The sequence below is a fragment of the Bradyrhizobium lablabi genome (assembly GCF_018131005.1).
GTDB lineage: Bacteria > Pseudomonadota > Alphaproteobacteria > Rhizobiales > Xanthobacteraceae > Bradyrhizobium > Bradyrhizobium lablabi_D.
In genome coordinates, this window is record NZ_JAFCJK010000003.1 from 315,636 (window position 1) to 330,323 (window position 14,688).

12 protein-coding genes and 2 pseudogenes are annotated in these 14,688 nt (G+C 64.6%); 4 read left to right on the forward strand and 10 right to left on the reverse strand.

Annotated elements, in window-relative coordinates; all coding sequences use genetic code 11:
• Nucleotides 1-13: 13 nt before the first annotated feature.
• Nucleotides 14-337 carry a ribbon-helix-helix domain-containing protein gene (locus tag JQ553_RS11410; protein ID WP_212500033.1) on the reverse strand — a complete coding sequence of 108 codons (324 nt, stop codon included), beginning with the start codon at nt 335-337 and terminating at the stop codon, nt 14-16.
• Nucleotides 338-567: 230 nt separating this feature from the next.
• Here JQ553_RS11410 and mutL point away from each other — a divergent pair, with 230 nt between their 5' ends.
• Nucleotides 568-2,379, forward strand: a complete 1,812-nt coding sequence (mutL, locus tag JQ553_RS11415; protein WP_212500366.1) for a DNA mismatch repair endonuclease MutL — start codon at nt 568-570, stop codon at nt 2,377-2,379.
• A 42-nt stretch (nt 2,380-2,421) separates the two neighbouring features.
• On the opposite strand, the gene rsmD is transcribed toward mutL, so the two are convergent.
• Together rsmD and JQ553_RS11425 are read right to left on the reverse strand one after the other, a co-directional pair.
• On the reverse strand, nt 2,422-2,976 hold the full coding sequence (rsmD, locus tag JQ553_RS11420; protein ID WP_212500034.1) for a 16S rRNA (guanine(966)-N(2))-methyltransferase RsmD: 555 nt from the start codon (nt 2,974-2,976) through the stop codon (nt 2,422-2,424).
• A 6-nt stretch (nt 2,977-2,982) separates the two neighbouring features.
• Nucleotides 2,983-4,977, reverse strand: a complete 1,995-nt coding sequence (locus JQ553_RS11425; RefSeq protein WP_212500035.1) for a pseudouridine synthase — start codon at nt 4,975-4,977, stop codon at nt 2,983-2,985.
• A 140-nt stretch (nt 4,978-5,117) separates the two neighbouring features.
• Here JQ553_RS11425 and JQ553_RS11430 point away from each other — a divergent pair, with 140 nt between their 5' ends.
• Nucleotides 5,118-5,564 (forward strand): nucleoside deaminase, encoded by a 447-nt coding sequence (locus tag JQ553_RS11430; protein ID WP_212500036.1) that lies wholly within the window; start codon nt 5,118-5,120, stop codon nt 5,562-5,564.
• A 140-nt stretch (nt 5,565-5,704) separates the two neighbouring features.
• Here JQ553_RS11430 and JQ553_RS11435 read toward each other — a convergent pair whose 3' ends face one another.
• The 4 genes and pseudogenes from JQ553_RS11435 to JQ553_RS11450 form a co-directional block, all read right to left on the reverse strand.
• Nucleotides 5,705-6,610, reverse strand: coding sequence for an alpha/beta fold hydrolase (locus tag JQ553_RS11435; RefSeq protein WP_212500037.1), 906 nt, complete (start codon nt 6,608-6,610; stop codon nt 5,705-5,707).
• 105 nt (nt 6,611-6,715) lie between these two features.
• Nucleotides 6,716-7,996, reverse strand: coding sequence for a phosphoribosylamine--glycine ligase (gene purD / locus JQ553_RS11440; protein ID WP_212500038.1), 1,281 nt, complete (start codon nt 7,994-7,996; stop codon nt 6,716-6,718).
• Nucleotides 7,997-8,107: 111 nt separating this feature from the next.
• Nucleotides 8,108-8,407, reverse strand: coding sequence for a transcriptional regulator (locus tag JQ553_RS11445; RefSeq protein WP_212500039.1), 300 nt, complete (start codon nt 8,405-8,407; stop codon nt 8,108-8,110).
• A gap of 4 nt (nt 8,408-8,411) precedes the next feature.
• A pseudogene (locus JQ553_RS11450) lies at nt 8,412-8,567 on the reverse strand (hypothetical protein); the annotation flags it as partial.
• Between the two features lie 165 nt (nt 8,568-8,732).
• On the opposite strand from JQ553_RS11450, the gene xseA reads away from it, so the two are divergent.
• Nucleotides 8,733-10,343, forward strand: a complete 1,611-nt coding sequence (gene xseA / locus JQ553_RS11455; RefSeq protein ID WP_212500041.1) for an exodeoxyribonuclease VII large subunit — start codon at nt 8,733-8,735, stop codon at nt 10,341-10,343.
• A gap of 47 nt (nt 10,344-10,390) precedes the next feature.
• Here xseA and JQ553_RS11460 read toward each other — a convergent pair whose 3' ends face one another.
• From JQ553_RS11460 to petA, 3 genes are all read right to left on the reverse strand, one after another.
• Entirely contained in the window at nt 10,391-11,065 is a 675-nt protein-coding gene (locus JQ553_RS11460; protein WP_212500042.1) for a dienelactone hydrolase family protein, read from the reverse strand.
• Nucleotides 11,066-11,278: 213 nt separating this feature from the next.
• Nucleotides 11,279-13,351, reverse strand: a complete 2,073-nt coding sequence (locus JQ553_RS11465; RefSeq protein ID WP_212500043.1) for a cytochrome c1 — start codon at nt 13,349-13,351, stop codon at nt 11,279-11,281.
• A 72-nt stretch (nt 13,352-13,423) separates the two neighbouring features.
• Complete coding sequence (gene petA / locus JQ553_RS11470; protein ID WP_212500044.1) at nt 13,424-13,954, reverse strand: ubiquinol-cytochrome c reductase iron-sulfur subunit; 531 nt, start codon at nt 13,952-13,954, stop codon at nt 13,424-13,426.
• Between the two features lie 276 nt (nt 13,955-14,230).
• Here petA and JQ553_RS11475 point away from each other — a divergent pair.
• A pseudogene (locus JQ553_RS11475) lies at nt 14,231-14,685 on the forward strand (tRNA (cytidine(34)-2'-O)-methyltransferase).
• Nucleotides 14,686-14,688: the final 3 nt, after the last annotated feature.

Genomic DNA, 14,688 nt, shown 5'->3' on the forward strand with positions numbered 1-14,688 from the left:
TTAAAGCTCACGTCTACTCGGCCGCGTCGAGGATCGCCCCTGCGTCGCCATGATAATCCGCGACTGTGGCCGGTGCGGCCGCCCGTGACCGATAGATCAGGCAGGAGCAGCGCAAGAGCGAGGCAAAATTGTTCACCTCGCCGTGGTGGTCGAGCACTTCGTTGTGCAACGTGGTGAGGAACTTGGCGAGCGTCATGCCCTCTTTCGCCGCGATCTCGTCCAGCGTGTCCCAGAACGCCATTTCCAGCCGGATCGAGGTGCAATGGCCGTCGATCCGAAGCGATCGGGTCTGCGATTCGTAGTCGCGTTGCGGCTGGTGCGCGAACAAATGGCACATGGCGATCCTCCGGTCTGATTTATAATTTTTCTAAACGATATACCGGCGCGTGCGGCCTCACAATCGCCACGTGGCGGCTCGCGAGCCCGAACCCGAAGTCGAGCATCTTCAACGCGATAGGCCGGCTTCATCCCCAGCAGATGCCGGCATTTGCACCCACCCCATGCATTTGCGTCCGCAGCCCCCTAGAATGGAGCCGATCCTCGAATCTCCTCATGAACGCCGGTCCTATGCCCGTCCGCCAGCTTCCCGAACAGGTCGTCAACCGCATCGCCGCCGGCGAGGTGGTCGAACGTCCCGCAAGCGTGGTCAAGGAACTCGTGGAGAATTCGATCGACGCCGGCGCCAGCCGGATCGACATCTTCACCGATGGCGGCGGGCGGCGCCGGATCGGTATCACCGACGACGGCGGTGGCATGACGCGCGGCGATCTTGCGCTCGCGGTCGACCGCCATGCGACCTCCAAACTCGACGACGAAGACCTGCTGCGCATCAGGACGCTCGGGTTCCGCGGCGAAGCGTTGCCCTCGATCGGCGCGGTCGCAAAGCTCGGCATCACCACGCGCCACGCCGGCGAGCCGCACGCCTGGTCGCTATCGGTCGAGGGCGGCGCGAAATCACAGATCATGCCGGCCGCGCTCGGTCAGGGTACGCGTGTCGAGGTCAACGACCTCTTCTACGCGACGCCGGCGCGGCTGAAATTCCTCAAGACCGACCGCACCGAGGCCGAGGCGATCCGCGAGGTGGTACGGCGCCTTGCGATGGCGCGCCCCGACATCGCCTTCACGCTGGCGGGCGAAGAACGGGCGCAGGTGACGTGGGCCGCCGCCTTGCCCGGCGCCGCCGGCCGCCTGACGAGGCTCGGCGACATCCTCGGCGCCGACTTCCGCGGCAGCGCCGTTGAAGTCCGCGCGGAACGCGACGGCGTCATCGTGGAAGGCTTTGCCGCCGCGCCCTCGCTGACCCGCGCCAACGCACTCGGGCAATATCTGTTCGTCAACGGACGCCCGGTACGCGACAAACTGATCCTCGGCGCGGTGCGCGCGGCCTATTCCGACTACCTGCCGCGCGACCGCCATCCCGTCGTTGCGCTGTTTGTGAGCTGCGAGCCCGAGACCGTGGACGCCAATGTGCATCCGGCCAAAACCGAGGTGCGCTTCCGCAATGCGGGCCTTGTGCGTGCTTTGATCGTTCACGCGCTGAAGGACGGACTTGCGCGCGAAGGCAGGCGCACTGCGGCCAATGCCGATGGTGCAGCGCTACAGGCGTTCCGCCCCGCCTTCGCGCCGCCGCGTCCGGGCAATTGGGATTGGCGCAGCTCGCCATCGTTCCCAGTCAGCCCGATGCGGTCGTTCGAGGGGGCGACGGCGGCCTTCGCCGAGCCAGGGCAGGCTGCATTCGATGTCGGTGCGCCGGCTGCCGATGTGCGCTTCGAAGCAGAGTCAGCCCCCGATTTACTCGACCGTCCATTGGGGGCCGCGCGCACCCAGATCCACGAGACCTACATCGTCTCGCAGACACGCAATGGGCTCATCCTCGTGGACCAGCACGCGGCCCACGAGCGCATCGTTTACGAGAAGCTGAAGTCCTCGCTTGCCAGAAACGGTGTGCAGCGGCAAATCCTGCTGATCCCTGACATCGTCGAGCTTGACGAGGCAATTGTCGAAAAGCTGCTCGATCGCGTCGAGGAGTTGGCATCCTTCGGACTCGCGATTGAATCCTTCGGTCCCGGCGCGGTTGCGGTGCGCGAGACGCCCTCGCTGCTCGGCAAGATCAATGCCGCGGGCCTGTTGCGCGATCTCGCCGAGCACATGGCGGAATGGGACGAGGCGCTGCCGCTCGAGCGCCGCCTGATGCATGTCGCGGCCACCATGGCCTGCCACGGCTCGGTCCGCGCCGGAAGGCGTCTGAAGCCGGAAGAGATGAACGCGCTGTTGCGCGAGATGGAAGACACGCCCAACTCCGGTCAGTGCAACCACGGCCGCCCGACCTATGTGGAATTGAAGCTGTCGGATATCGAGAAGCTGTTCGGGCGAAGGTAACCACCCCACGCGGGGGTGATGACAGCCTCGTATGAGACGATGTTACGTCCTTCGCAGAAACACGAACTCCGTGTCGTCATACGCGCGCCGCTCAAGTTCCTCAAAACCGTCGGGCGCCGCGAACGCTGCGGCCTTCGCCTCCTCCACCACCACGAGCGCACCAGCCGTGAGCCAATCGCCATCGCGGAGCGAAGCGAGTGCCTTGTCGGCCAACCCCTTGCCATAGGGCGGATCGAGGAACGCCAGCGAGAACGGTTCCACCGGATGCGCAGGTCCGAGATCGGTGGCGTCGCGGCGATAAACCTTGGTCACGCCGCCGAGCCCGAGTGACTCCACATTGTTGCGCAACAGCGCGCGGGCTTCCGCACCATTGTCGACGAACAGCGTGAATTTGGCCCCGCGCGACACCGCCTCGATGCCGAGCGCGCCGGTGCCGGCGAAGAGATCGAGCACGCGCGCATCTGCGATCGGGTCGTCATAGGCGTGGATGAGGATGTTGAAGACGGACTCGCGCAAGCGATCGGCGGTCGGTCGGATCTCGCGTGACTGCGGCGACGCGAGATTACGGCCTCTCAATCGCCCCCCAACGACACGCATCGACGGTTACTCGTCGCGCGGCTTGAGATCGCGCTTGCCGTGATAGCCGCGCTTGACGCGACGGGGCGGACCGTAGCCATTGGCTTCGTCCTCGTTACGGGCGCGCGCCTCCTCGCTGCCGGTGCGTTGCACCAGCACGCGGCGGCCCTTGCGGTCATTGATCAACGCGCTCTTGCCCGCCGGCTTGAACGACTTCTTGCCGCGCCGGCCATCGCCGCCCTCATCCGCCTCACGCTGTTCCGGCGGAGCGAAGTCGGCGCCCGCAAGCTTTGCGACCTTCTCCCCAAGCTGCTCGCGCAGCACCCGCGTCTTGACCTCCTCAACCTGGCCCTCCTCAAGCTCGCCGAGCTGGAACGGCCCGTAGGACACCCGGATCAGCCGATTCACTTCGAGGCCGAGATGCGCCATCACGTTGCGGACCTCGCGGTTCTTGCCCTCGCGGATCGCGAACACGACCCAGACATTGGCGCTCTGGTCGCGCTCCAGCGCCGCCTCGATCGGCCCATATTTGACGCCATCGACCTCGACGCCCTTCTTCAATTGGTCGAGTTGCGCCTGCGTGACATCGCCATGCGCGCGCACGCGATAGCGCCGCAGCCAGCCAGTGTCCGGAAGCTCCAGCGTGCGTGCCAGCCCACCGTCATTGGTGAGCAGCAGCAGCCCTTCGGTGTTGAAATCGAGCCGACCGATCGAGATCAGCCGCGGCAAGCCTTCCGGCAGATTGTCGAACACCGTCGGCCGCCCTTCGGGATCGGCATGCGTCGTCATCAGCCCGCGCGGCTTGTGATACAGGAACAGCCGGGTGCGCTCACGCGGCGGCAACGGCTTGCCGTCGACCGCAACCACGTCGTTCTCGGTGATGTCGAGCGCCGGCGAATTGATCACGCGGCCGTTCACGGTGACCCGGCCCTGCGTCACAATCTCCTCGGCGTCGCGCCGCGAGGCAAGGCCGGAGCGCGCCAGCACTTTTGCGATCCGCTCGCCGGATTTCTTCGGCTTCGGCTCGGGGCGCGCACGCTTGTCGTCGTAGGAGCGCTCGCGATAGGCGCCGCGCCCGCCGAACGCCGGACGCTTCGCAAAGATCTTGCTGTCGTCCTCGTTGTCCCGACGCGGACGGTCGGAAAAGCGGCCTTCGCTGCGCGGATGCTCCTGCCAGTCCGTGCGCCCCTCGGGCCGCTCGCGCCGGCGGTTGTCTCGATCGCCGGATTCACCGTCGCGATCCCATCGCGGCCGGCTGAATTTCGGGCGGTCGCGGAACGGACGGTCGCCCTGGGCGCGATCCTCGCGGCCGCGCGAGAACCGTGGCCGTTCACCGTCGCCGCGATCGTCGCGCGGCTTGCCAACGCGCTTTTGCCAGGGCTTCCGCTCGCCGCGGTCACGACCTTCGAATTCGCGGTCGCGTCCACGGTCGTCGCGCTTGAAGCGCGGACGGTCGCCTAAATGACGGCGCGGTGCGTCGCCGTCCTCGCGGCGGCGGAACGGGCGCCCCTCTGACTTGTCGCCGAATGAACGCTTGTCGCGATCACCGCGCGAGAACTTTCTGTCCTCGAATTTGCGCTCGGCGCGGTCGGCCCGAGGCGCGTAGGGACGTTTCTCGCGGTCGCGATCACCATGGGGACGCTTGTCACCGAACTTCCTGTCGGAGAACTTCCCTGCGGGACGTGCGTCATCCCGATCCCCCCTACGCTCTCCACGCGGCCTGAAGGAACGCTTCTCCCCCTCGTCGCGGCCGCGATCGTCGCGCTTGAAGCGCGGACGGTCGCCGAAATCGCGGCGCGGCGCATCGCCGTCCTCGCGGCGGCGGAACGGACGGCCCTCGCGGTCGCCGCCAGACGAGCGCTTGTCGCGGTCGCCCTTGTCGCCAAAGCCGCGCTTGGCGAACTTCTTCTCAGGCCCGCGGGCAACGCCGGAGCGGCCCTTGCCGCCGGCGCGGCCATGGCCGCCGCCGGCTCGATCACGCCGGCCGCGGGAATCGTTGTTTTTGTCGCTGTCGCGGGGCATGAATGATCTCGCTGGACGTTCAATTGGGTGCAAGTGTAACCGGCCGTACGCGACCTGTTGGCGGCGCGTTTGACGCAAAACCGGCATCCACTTTTGCTGAAGGCGAAGCTACTAGCAGGTTTCTTCCGATGATACGAGGCATGTCAGCCCCATCTTTCATGGATTTGGCCCTGGAAACCGCCGAAAGTGCCGGAAAAGCGGGCGAAGTTCCGATCGGATGCGTGATTGTGCGGGACTACGAGGTAATCGCCAAGGCCGGCAACCGCACGCTGACCGATCGAGACCCGACGGCGCATGCGGAAATCCTTGCGATCCGGCAGGCGGCCGAAGCGATCGGCACCGAGCGGCTGGTCGATTGCGACCTCTACGTCACGCTGGAGCCTTGCACCATGTGCGCCGGGGCGATCTCGTTTGCCCGCATCCGCAGGCTCTATTACGGCGCCGCCGACCCCAAGGGCGGCGCGGTCGAATCCGGCGTGCGGTTCTTCGCGCAGCCGACCTGTCACCACGTGCCGGAGCTCTATGGCGCGGTCGGCGAGACCGAGGCGGCGACGCTGCTGAAGGACTTTTTCAAGGCGCGGCGGTAGCGATCCGCAGATGAAATATCGACCCGTCATCCTGTGAGGAGGCGCGATAGCGCCGTCTCGAAGGGCGACGGCCACCAGCTGGGCCGAGCATCCTTCGAGACGCGCTACGCGCTCCTCAGGATGACGGTGCAAGAGCCGAGTTACGCCGCCAGGAAAAACTCCCGCAACAGCTTCGCCGTCGCATCCGGGTTTTCCTCGGTCAAGAAATGCCCGGAATCGACCGGCGCGCCGCTTACATTGGTGGCCCACTTCTTCCAGGTATCGAGCGGCGTTGTCGCGGCGCTCGCTACGCCGGCATCACCCCACAGCGCCAGCATCGGGATCGTGATCTTCTTGCCGGCGTCGAAATCGGCCTTGTCGATCTCATAGTCGGCATACGCGCCGGCGCGGTAGTCCTCGCACATCGCATGCACGCGCGAGGGATCGCGGAACGGGGCGATGTAATGCTCCAGCGCACGCGGATCAATGGCATCGAGCGTCTTGCTCTTGGTCTGGCTCGCCATCTTCTCCTTCAGGAAGAACTCTCCGTGACCCGAGATCAGCGTTTCCGGCAGCGGATAAGGCTGCGCCAGAAATGCCCAATGGTAGATCTTCAACGCGGAAACCCGGTTCAGCCGCTGCCAGTAGTCATAGGTCGGCGCGATATCGAGCACGGCGAGCTTCGACAGCCTGCCGGGATGGTCAAGCGCCAGCCGATACGACACGCGTCCGCCGCGATCGTGACCAGCGAGCGCGAAATGCACATGACCGAGGCGCTGCATGACCTCGATCATGGTCTTCGCCATCGCCCGCTTGGTATATGGCGTGTGGTCCTTGTCGCTGTTGGGCATGTCGGACCAGCCGTAGCCTGGCAGATCGGCAATGATCAGCTTGAATTTGTCGTCGAGCTTCGGCGCGACGGCATGCCACATCACATGCGTCGATGAGAATCCATGGAGCAACAAAAGTGGCGGCCCCTTGCCGCCGACGCGGGCGAAGATGCGGCCCTGCGAGGTGTTGATCCATTCGGAGGCATAGCCGGGGAAAAGATCGGCGAGATCAGGCATCAGTCGCTCCTTCGCTCGCGCGGCACATGCTGCATCAGCCTTTCTGCCGCCGGCGCGAACCGACTTATGCCATCGACCATGGCAAGCCATCAAGGCAAGGAGAACTCAGCGGCCCAGTTCCGTCTCCACCGCCTGCCAGGCGATGTCGCGGCGGCAGAAGCCCTCAGGCCATTTGATGCGATCGACCGCCTGATAGGCGCGCTCTTTGGCTTCCGTGACCGTCCTGCCCATCGCGCAGACGTTCAAGACGCGGCCGCCATTGGCGAGGATCGCGCCGTCCTTCAAAATCGTGCCGGCGTGGAATATCTCGACGCCCTCGATCGTCGCGGCGTCGTCGAGCCCATCGATCCGCGTACCCTTGATGTAGTCGCCGGGATAGCCTTTTGCGGCCATCACAACCGTCAGCGCCGGCTCGGGATACCAGCGCAAATCGAAATTCTTCAGTTGCCCGTCACAGGCGGCGAGCAATGCCGGCACGATGTCCGACATCATCCGAAGCATCAGCACCTGGCATTCGGGGTCGCCGAAGCGGACATTGTACTCGAACAGTTTCGGACCTTGCGCGGTCAGCATCACCCCGGCGTAGAGCACACCCTTGAACGGGGTTCCGCGGTTCTTCATCCCGGCAACCGTCGGCAGGACGATCCGCGTCATGATCTGGTCGTGCACTTCAGCCGTCACAAACGGCGTCGGCGAATAGGCGCCCATGCCGCCGGTGTTCGGCCCCTCATCGTGATCGAACGCGCGCTTGTGGTCCTGTGCTGTGGCCAGCGGGATCGCGGTCCCGCCGTCACAGAGCGCGAAGAAGCTGATCTCGCGGCCCGTTAGGTACTCCTCGATCACGACCTCGGCGCCGGCAGCGCCGAACGCGCCGTCGAACATCATGGCAATTGCAGCCTCGGCCTCAGGCAGCGTCTTCGCCACCACGACACCCTTGCCGGCCGCAAGCCCGTCGGCTTTGACCACGATCGGCGCACCCTGCGCACGGACATACGCGAGCGCATCCTTCGCGTTGTCGAAGCGGCGATAGGTGCCAGTCGGTATGTTGAACTCGTTGCAGAGGTCCTTTGTAAATCCCTTGGAGCCCTCGAGTTGCGCGGCTTTCTTGCTCGGCCCGAACGCCTTGATGCCGGCAGCCGCGAGATCATCGACAATGCCTGCGGCCAGCGGCGTCTCCGGCCCGACCACCACCAAATCCACCGCGCAGCGCTTGCAGAACTCGATCACAGCCGCATGGTCGGCGACATTGAGCGCGACGCATTCGGCCTCACGCGCCATCCCGGCATTTCCCGGCGCGCACCAGAGTTTCGTCACCAGCGGAGACGCTGCGATCTTCCACGCCAGAGCATGTTCGCGGCCGCCGGAGCCGAGCAGGAGGATGTTCATTCGAGAGGGCTCAAAGCAGATGTAAGACCCGTGTCGGTCGCACGAATCTCACTTCGGCTGCAAGGGGCGATAACGCCGATTCCCCTGTCATTCCGGGCCACATGGGCCGAGCTAAGCCTGCCTGCCCGCGATGATCTCCTGCAACGTTGCGACATGGCGGGCGAAAGCGCCACGGCCCGCTGCGGTCGCAGTCACGGTGGTCTGCGGCTTTTTGCCGACGAAGGCTTTCTCGACGGAGACGTAGCCGGCCTTGGAGAGCGTCTCGATATGGGCGCCGAGATTGCCGTCGGTGGCACCTGTCAGCTTCTTCAGCCGCGCGAATTCAAGCCCGGTCGAGACCGGCAGTGCATTGAGCGCCGCCATGATCCGCAGCCGCAGCGGCTGGTGGATGATCTCGTCGAGTTCGGCCATCGCTTCAGATCCGGCGCATCCAGAAGCCCCCGAGCACAAGCCCGCCGCCATGGACCACCGCCATCCACAGCAGGAACGCGGCTCCGGCGTAGTAGTAATGGATCAATGTCACGATGAAGGCGAAGCCGAACCAAACGCCGGCAATCGCATAGAACAGCATGCCAGGGCGAGGTTGTGGGTCAATGGCCAGCCCTGCTCATCTCCTGCGATCGATATAAAGTACTCTGTATAACAGAGTACGTGGACAAACAAGCCCCGCGGATTGGCGATGGCGGCCAAAGTCCCTACCTTGGTTTGGAGTTCAACTCAGCCGAATCACTTGGAAATGACTGCAGCGCAGAATCTCGTCAACGCGCCTGAATTCACCGTCTCGGAACTCTCCTCCGCGCTGAAGCGGACAGTGGAGGATCGGTTCGGCCACGTCCGCGTGCGTGGCGAGATCTCCGGCTTCCGCGGTCCGCATTCCTCCGGTCACTGTTATTTTGCGCTGAAGGACGACAGCGCCAAGATCGAGGCTGTCATCTGGAAGTTCGCCCACGCGCGGATGCGATTCAAGCCGCAGGAAGGGCTTGAGGTCATCGCGACGGGCAAGCTCACGACCTATCCGAACTCGTCGAAATACCAGATCGTCATCGAGTCGCTCGAGCCCGCCGGGGTCGGCGCATTGATGGCGCTGATGGAGGAGCGCAAGAAGAAACTCGCGGCGGAGGGCCTGTTCGACGAGGCACGCAAGCAGCTTTTGCCCTGGCTGCCCGAAGTGATCGGTGTCGTAACCTCGCCAACCGGCGCGGTGATCCGCGACATCCTGCATCGGCTTGAGGACCGCTTCCCCCGCCGTGTGCTGGTCTGGCCGGTGAAGGTGCAGGGGGAAGGCTCGGCCGAGCAGGTTGCGGCCGCGATCCGCGGCTTCAACGCGCTGCCCGATGGCGGACGGATTCCGCGGCCTGATCTGCTCATCGTCGCGCGTGGCGGCGGATCACTGGAGGACCTCTGGTCATTCAACGAGGAGACCGTGGTCCGCGCCGCGGCCGACAGCCATATCCCGCTGATCTCGGCGGTCGGGCACGAGACCGACATCACGTTGATCGATTTCGCCGCCGACAGGCGCGCGCCGACCCCGACGGCGGCCGCCGAAATGGCTGTGCCGGTGCGCAGCGAATTGTTCGTCGAGGTCGCAGCGCTCAGCCGCCGCACGATGGTGTGCTGGCAACGGAGTCAGGAGGCCCGCCGCAACGAGTTGCGCGCGGCCGCCCGCGCGCTACCCGCCGCGAGCGAACTGCTCGCGATCCCGCGGCAGCGGCTCGATCATCTCGGCGCGGCGCTGCCGCGCGGGCTGAAGGCAAATACGCATGCGCATTTCCGCCGCTTCGCCACAAGCAGCGCGCGGCTGACGCTCGGAGTGCTGCACGGCCAGGTGACCCACGCGCGGCAACGGCTGACCGTCTCCAGTGAACGCATCTCGCTGTCGGCACGCTCGTTGTTGCGAAGCCGCCGCGAGCGTTTTGCCGGGCTTGGGATCCGGCTCAAGGCCTCGAGGCTCGCCAACGCGAAGGCGCAACGCAGCGCGATCGCGCGCGACCTTGAACGCACCCACCGCCTTGCCGAGCGCGCCCGCCGCGCGCTTGTGACCGCGATGCAGCGGCTTGAGGCGCGTGTCGTCCATAGCGGACAGTTGCTGTCGGCGTTGTCCTATCGCGGCGTGCTCGCGCGCGGCTTTGCGCTGGTGCGCGATGAACGCGGCCATGCGGTTCACTCCGCTGCGGCGATTGGACCCGGCGTCAACCTTTCGATCGAATTCGCCGACGGCCGCATCGCAGCCACCACCGACGCCGATCGTTCGTGGGCAATAGCAAGCGAGTCTAAAGCGCCGCGTGAGGCCAAGCCAGCGGCACCGAAGCGCACCACGAAACCGGTCGATCAAGGCACCCTGTTCTAATCGAGGATGCTAGCGCGAGATCGGGTCGGATTGTCATCGCGCCTTAGCTACCCGAGATGCTTCCTGAAAAACTCCGTTGCCCTGCCCCAGGCGAGTTCGGCGGCATGGCGGTCGTGCACGGATTGGCGCTGCTCATTGACGAAGGCATGTTCGGCGTCATAGCGGAACAGTTCGAGCGACTTGCCGGCGGCCTTCATTGCCTTCTCGAAGCCGTCGACCAACTCCGGCGTGCACCAGTCGTCCTTGTTGGCGAAATGGGCCTGCAACGGAATGCGGACGTCAGCCGGCTTGGCGGCCTGCTCCGGGGGGATGCCGTAGAACACCACGCCTGCGGTCAATTCCGGCACGTGCACTGCGCCGATGATGGTGACCGCGCCGCCGAGGCAGAAACCCGTCAACCCGACCTTCGCGCCGTTCCTGGCGAGATATTGGGCCGCGCCGCGCACGGTCTGTGTGGTGGCGTCCATGAAGTCCAGCGAGTTCATCTCTTTGCCGGCGGCGTCGGTGTCGTGATAGGGCACGACCTTGCCCTTGTAGAGATCCGGCGCCAGCGCATCAAAACCGGCCAGCGCGAAGCGGTCACACAGGCCCCTGATCTGGTCCGACAGACCCCACCACTCCTGGATCACGACGACTCCAGGCGCATTGCCGCGCGCGGCGTTCGCGAGATAACCGTTGGCTTCCTTGCCGTCCGGACGCTTGAAGCCGATGCTGGTACCCATGAGTTCCTCCGCGATGATTTGCCGGCCGATTGGCCGGCATTTTGTCTGCACTCAGTGACGGACGCAATCACTTCGCCGGGCGCTCGCGCACTCGTCATTTCAGCGCCAGCGCGGCGCGTTTGTCGACGGGACGCGGTTTTCCATGTTCCGATCAGGTCCCAACAAAAAAGCCCCCGCAGGGGCTTTCTTCAATTTCGCGACACGAGGCCTGTTTCAGTGCGCGTCGGCCCAGACCTTCTTCTTGGTGAAGTACATCAGGATCGCGAAGATGATCAGGAACACGAAGACCTGCATGCCGATCCGCTTGCGGGCCTCCATGTGCGGCTCGGCAGCCCACATCAGGAAGGTCGTGACGTCGTGGGCGTACTGCGCAACGGTGGTAGGCGAACCGTCGTCATAGGTCACCTGACCGTCGCTCAGCGGCTTCGGCATCTTGATCGCGTGGCCGGGGAAGTACGTGTTGTAGTACGAGCCCTCGGGAATCGTGATACCGGCCGGCGTCTTCTCCTCGAACCCCCGCAGGATCGCCGAGACGTAATCCGGCCCCTGCTCCTGGTACTGGGTAAAGAAGTCGAAGACAAACTGTGGGAAGCCGCGCTTGTAGGAGCGTGCTTTCGTTATCAGCGAGAGATCGGGCGGCGCCGCTCCGCCATTAGCCACGCGCGCGGCCTGCTCGTTCGGGAACGGTGACGGGAAATAGTCCGCCGGGCGGCCCGGCCGCTCGAACATCTCGCCCTGATCGTTCGGACCGTCCTTGATCTTGTACTCGGATGCGAACGCCGCCGCCTGCGCCGGCGAATAGCCGGGACCGCCCGGATCGGCGAGGTTACGGAACGCGATCAAGGACAGGCCGTGGCAAGCGGAGCAGACTTCCTTGTAGACCTTCAGGCCGCGCTGCAGCGAGCCGCGGTCATACATGCCGAAAGGGCCAGAGAACGACCATTTCTGCGCCGGCGGCGCGTTACCCCCCTCCTCGGCCCTGGCGGTCTGGGTGCTGCCGGCGAACAGGCCGCCGGCCACCACGAATGCAAGTGCGATCGAGGCTGCAGTCGCGATCTTGCCTCTGCTCCGTGACAAGACATCGTCGGCGATCGAGTTCGGCACGGGCCGCGGCGTCTCGATTCGGGCGAGCAGCGGCAGCACGATCAGGAAGTAGGCGAAGTAGCAGACCGTGAGGATGCGGCCGGCGATCACATAGACGCCTTCCGGCGGCTGCGAGCCGAGATAGCCGAGCAGGATGCAAACGACCACGAAGATCCAGAAGAACTGCTTGGCCAGCGGGCGATATTTCGACGAACGGGTCTTCGCGTTGTCGAGCCAGGGCAGGAACGCCAGGATGATGATCGCGCCGAACATGCACACCACACCGGCGAGCTTGTTCGGAATCGACCGCAGGATCGCGTAGAACGGCAGGTAGTACCATTCGGGCACGATGTGCGCCGGCGTGACGCCCGGGTTTGCCGGGATGTAGTTGTCGGCGTCGCCGAGATAGTTCGGCATGTAGAAGATGAACCAGGAATAGAAGATCAGGAAGCAGGTCACGCCGAACATGTCCTTTATCGTCGCATGCGGCGTGAACGGCACCGAGTCCTTTTCCGTCTTGATGTCGACGCCGGCCGGATTGTTCTGGCCCGCGACGTGTAGTGCCCAGACGTGCAGCACCACCACGCCGGCGATCACGAACGGCAGCAGATAGTGCAGCGAGAAGAAGCGATTCAGCGTCGGGTTGCCGACGGCAAAGCCGCCCCACAGCCAGGTCACGATGGTTTCGCCCAAATAGGGCACGGCGGAGAACAGGTTGGTGATGACAGTGGCGCCCCAGAAGCTCATCTGGCCCCACGGCAGCACGTAGCCCATGAAGCCGGTCGCCATCATCAGGAGGTAGATGATGACGCCGAGGATCCACAGCACCTCGCGCGGCTCCTTGTACGACCCGTAATAGAGGCCGCGGAACATGTGGATGTAAACTGCGAAGAAGAACATCGACGCGCCGCAGGCGTGCATATTGCGCAACAGCCAGCCATAATTGACGTTGCGGACGATGAGTTCGACCGATTGGAAGGCGAGATCGGCATGCGGCGTGTAATGCATCGCAAGGATCACGCCGGTCAGTATCTGTACCGCCAGCATCATCGAGAGGATGGCGCCGAAGGTCCACCAATAGTTGAGGTTACGCGGTGTCGGATAGGCCACGAACGAGGAATGGACCAGGCCAAAGATCGGAAGGCGCCGTTCGATCCACTTCAAGGCGGGGTTGGTCGGTTGAAAATCGGATGGTCCGCTCATTGATGCGATCCTGAGGAAGAAAAACGACGCGATGGGTCCAAGTCGAGGCAGAGGTCCCGGGAGGGCCGGGACTTAGCCAATCTGGATTTTGGTGTCGGACACGAACTGATATGGCGGCACCACCAGGTTGGCGGGCGCGGGTCCCTGACGGATACGGCCGGAGGAGTCGTATTGGGAGCCGTGGCAGGGACAGAAGAAGCCGTCGTAATTGCCCTCATGCGCGATCGGGATACAGCCGAGATGGGTGCAGATGCCGATCACGACCAGCCACTGATCGTGGCCGGGCTTGACGCGGGCCGAGTCGGGCTGCGGGTCGGGCAGGCTCGAGAGCGGCACGTTCTGGGCCTCCTCGATCTGCTTTTTGGTGCGGTGGCTGATGTAGATCGGCTTGCCGCGCCAGAAGACCTTGATGTCCTGGCCCTCGCCGATCGGCGTCAGATCGACCTCGATCGGCGCGCCGGCTGCGATCGTCGCGGCATCCGGATTCATCTGGGCGACCAGCGGCCAGACGGTCGCGGCTGCGCCAACAGCGGCCGCGGCTCCGGTTGCAACATAGAGGAAATCACGGCGTGTCGGATGGTCCGCCGAAGACGCTGTCGTCACGATTCCAAGCCCTTTCCTATCCGCAGCCGGTGGAACCGCCCCGGAAACGCGGAGCGCGCCCGGGAAAGGCTGCCGGCGCCCGCGACCCCCGCGGCGGCAGAAAACCGCCATTCCGCCACCCCAAACGGCGGAACAGCACTCCAGAATCGTTCTATTGGCACCCTTGCCGGACGAGCGCAAGCCCGCTATCGGCTCGCAAGCGTGCAATGCACGAAATCCGCGTCAGGCGATGTTTTATTGAGACAATTCCGTCCTGATCTCACAGGCCGCCACACCATGCAGATCGCGCTGTTTCAGCCAGATATCCCCCAGAACACAGGGACGATTCTGCGGCTCTGCGCCTGCCTGGGTGTTGCCGTCCATATTATCGAGCCGGCAGGCTTCGAAACCTCCGATCGGCATTTCCGCCGGGCGGGCATGGACTATCTGATCATGTCAGGCTAACGCGTCACGACTCATGGTCAAAATTCGAAGAATGGCGTAACGAGACGGGCTGTCGGCTGATCCTGTTCACGACCAAGGCGGCGACATCCTATCTTGATTTCCGCTATGCCGCCTCCGATGTGCTGCTGTTCGGGCGCGAGACCGCCGGCGTGACCGATGCGGTCGTGGCGGCCGCGGATGCGCGGCTGGTGATCCCGATCAAGCGATCCCTGCGCTCGCTCAATGTGGCGGTCACCGTGGCCATGGCAGTCGGCGAGGCGCTGCGCCAGACCGGTTCGGCAATCTGAAGG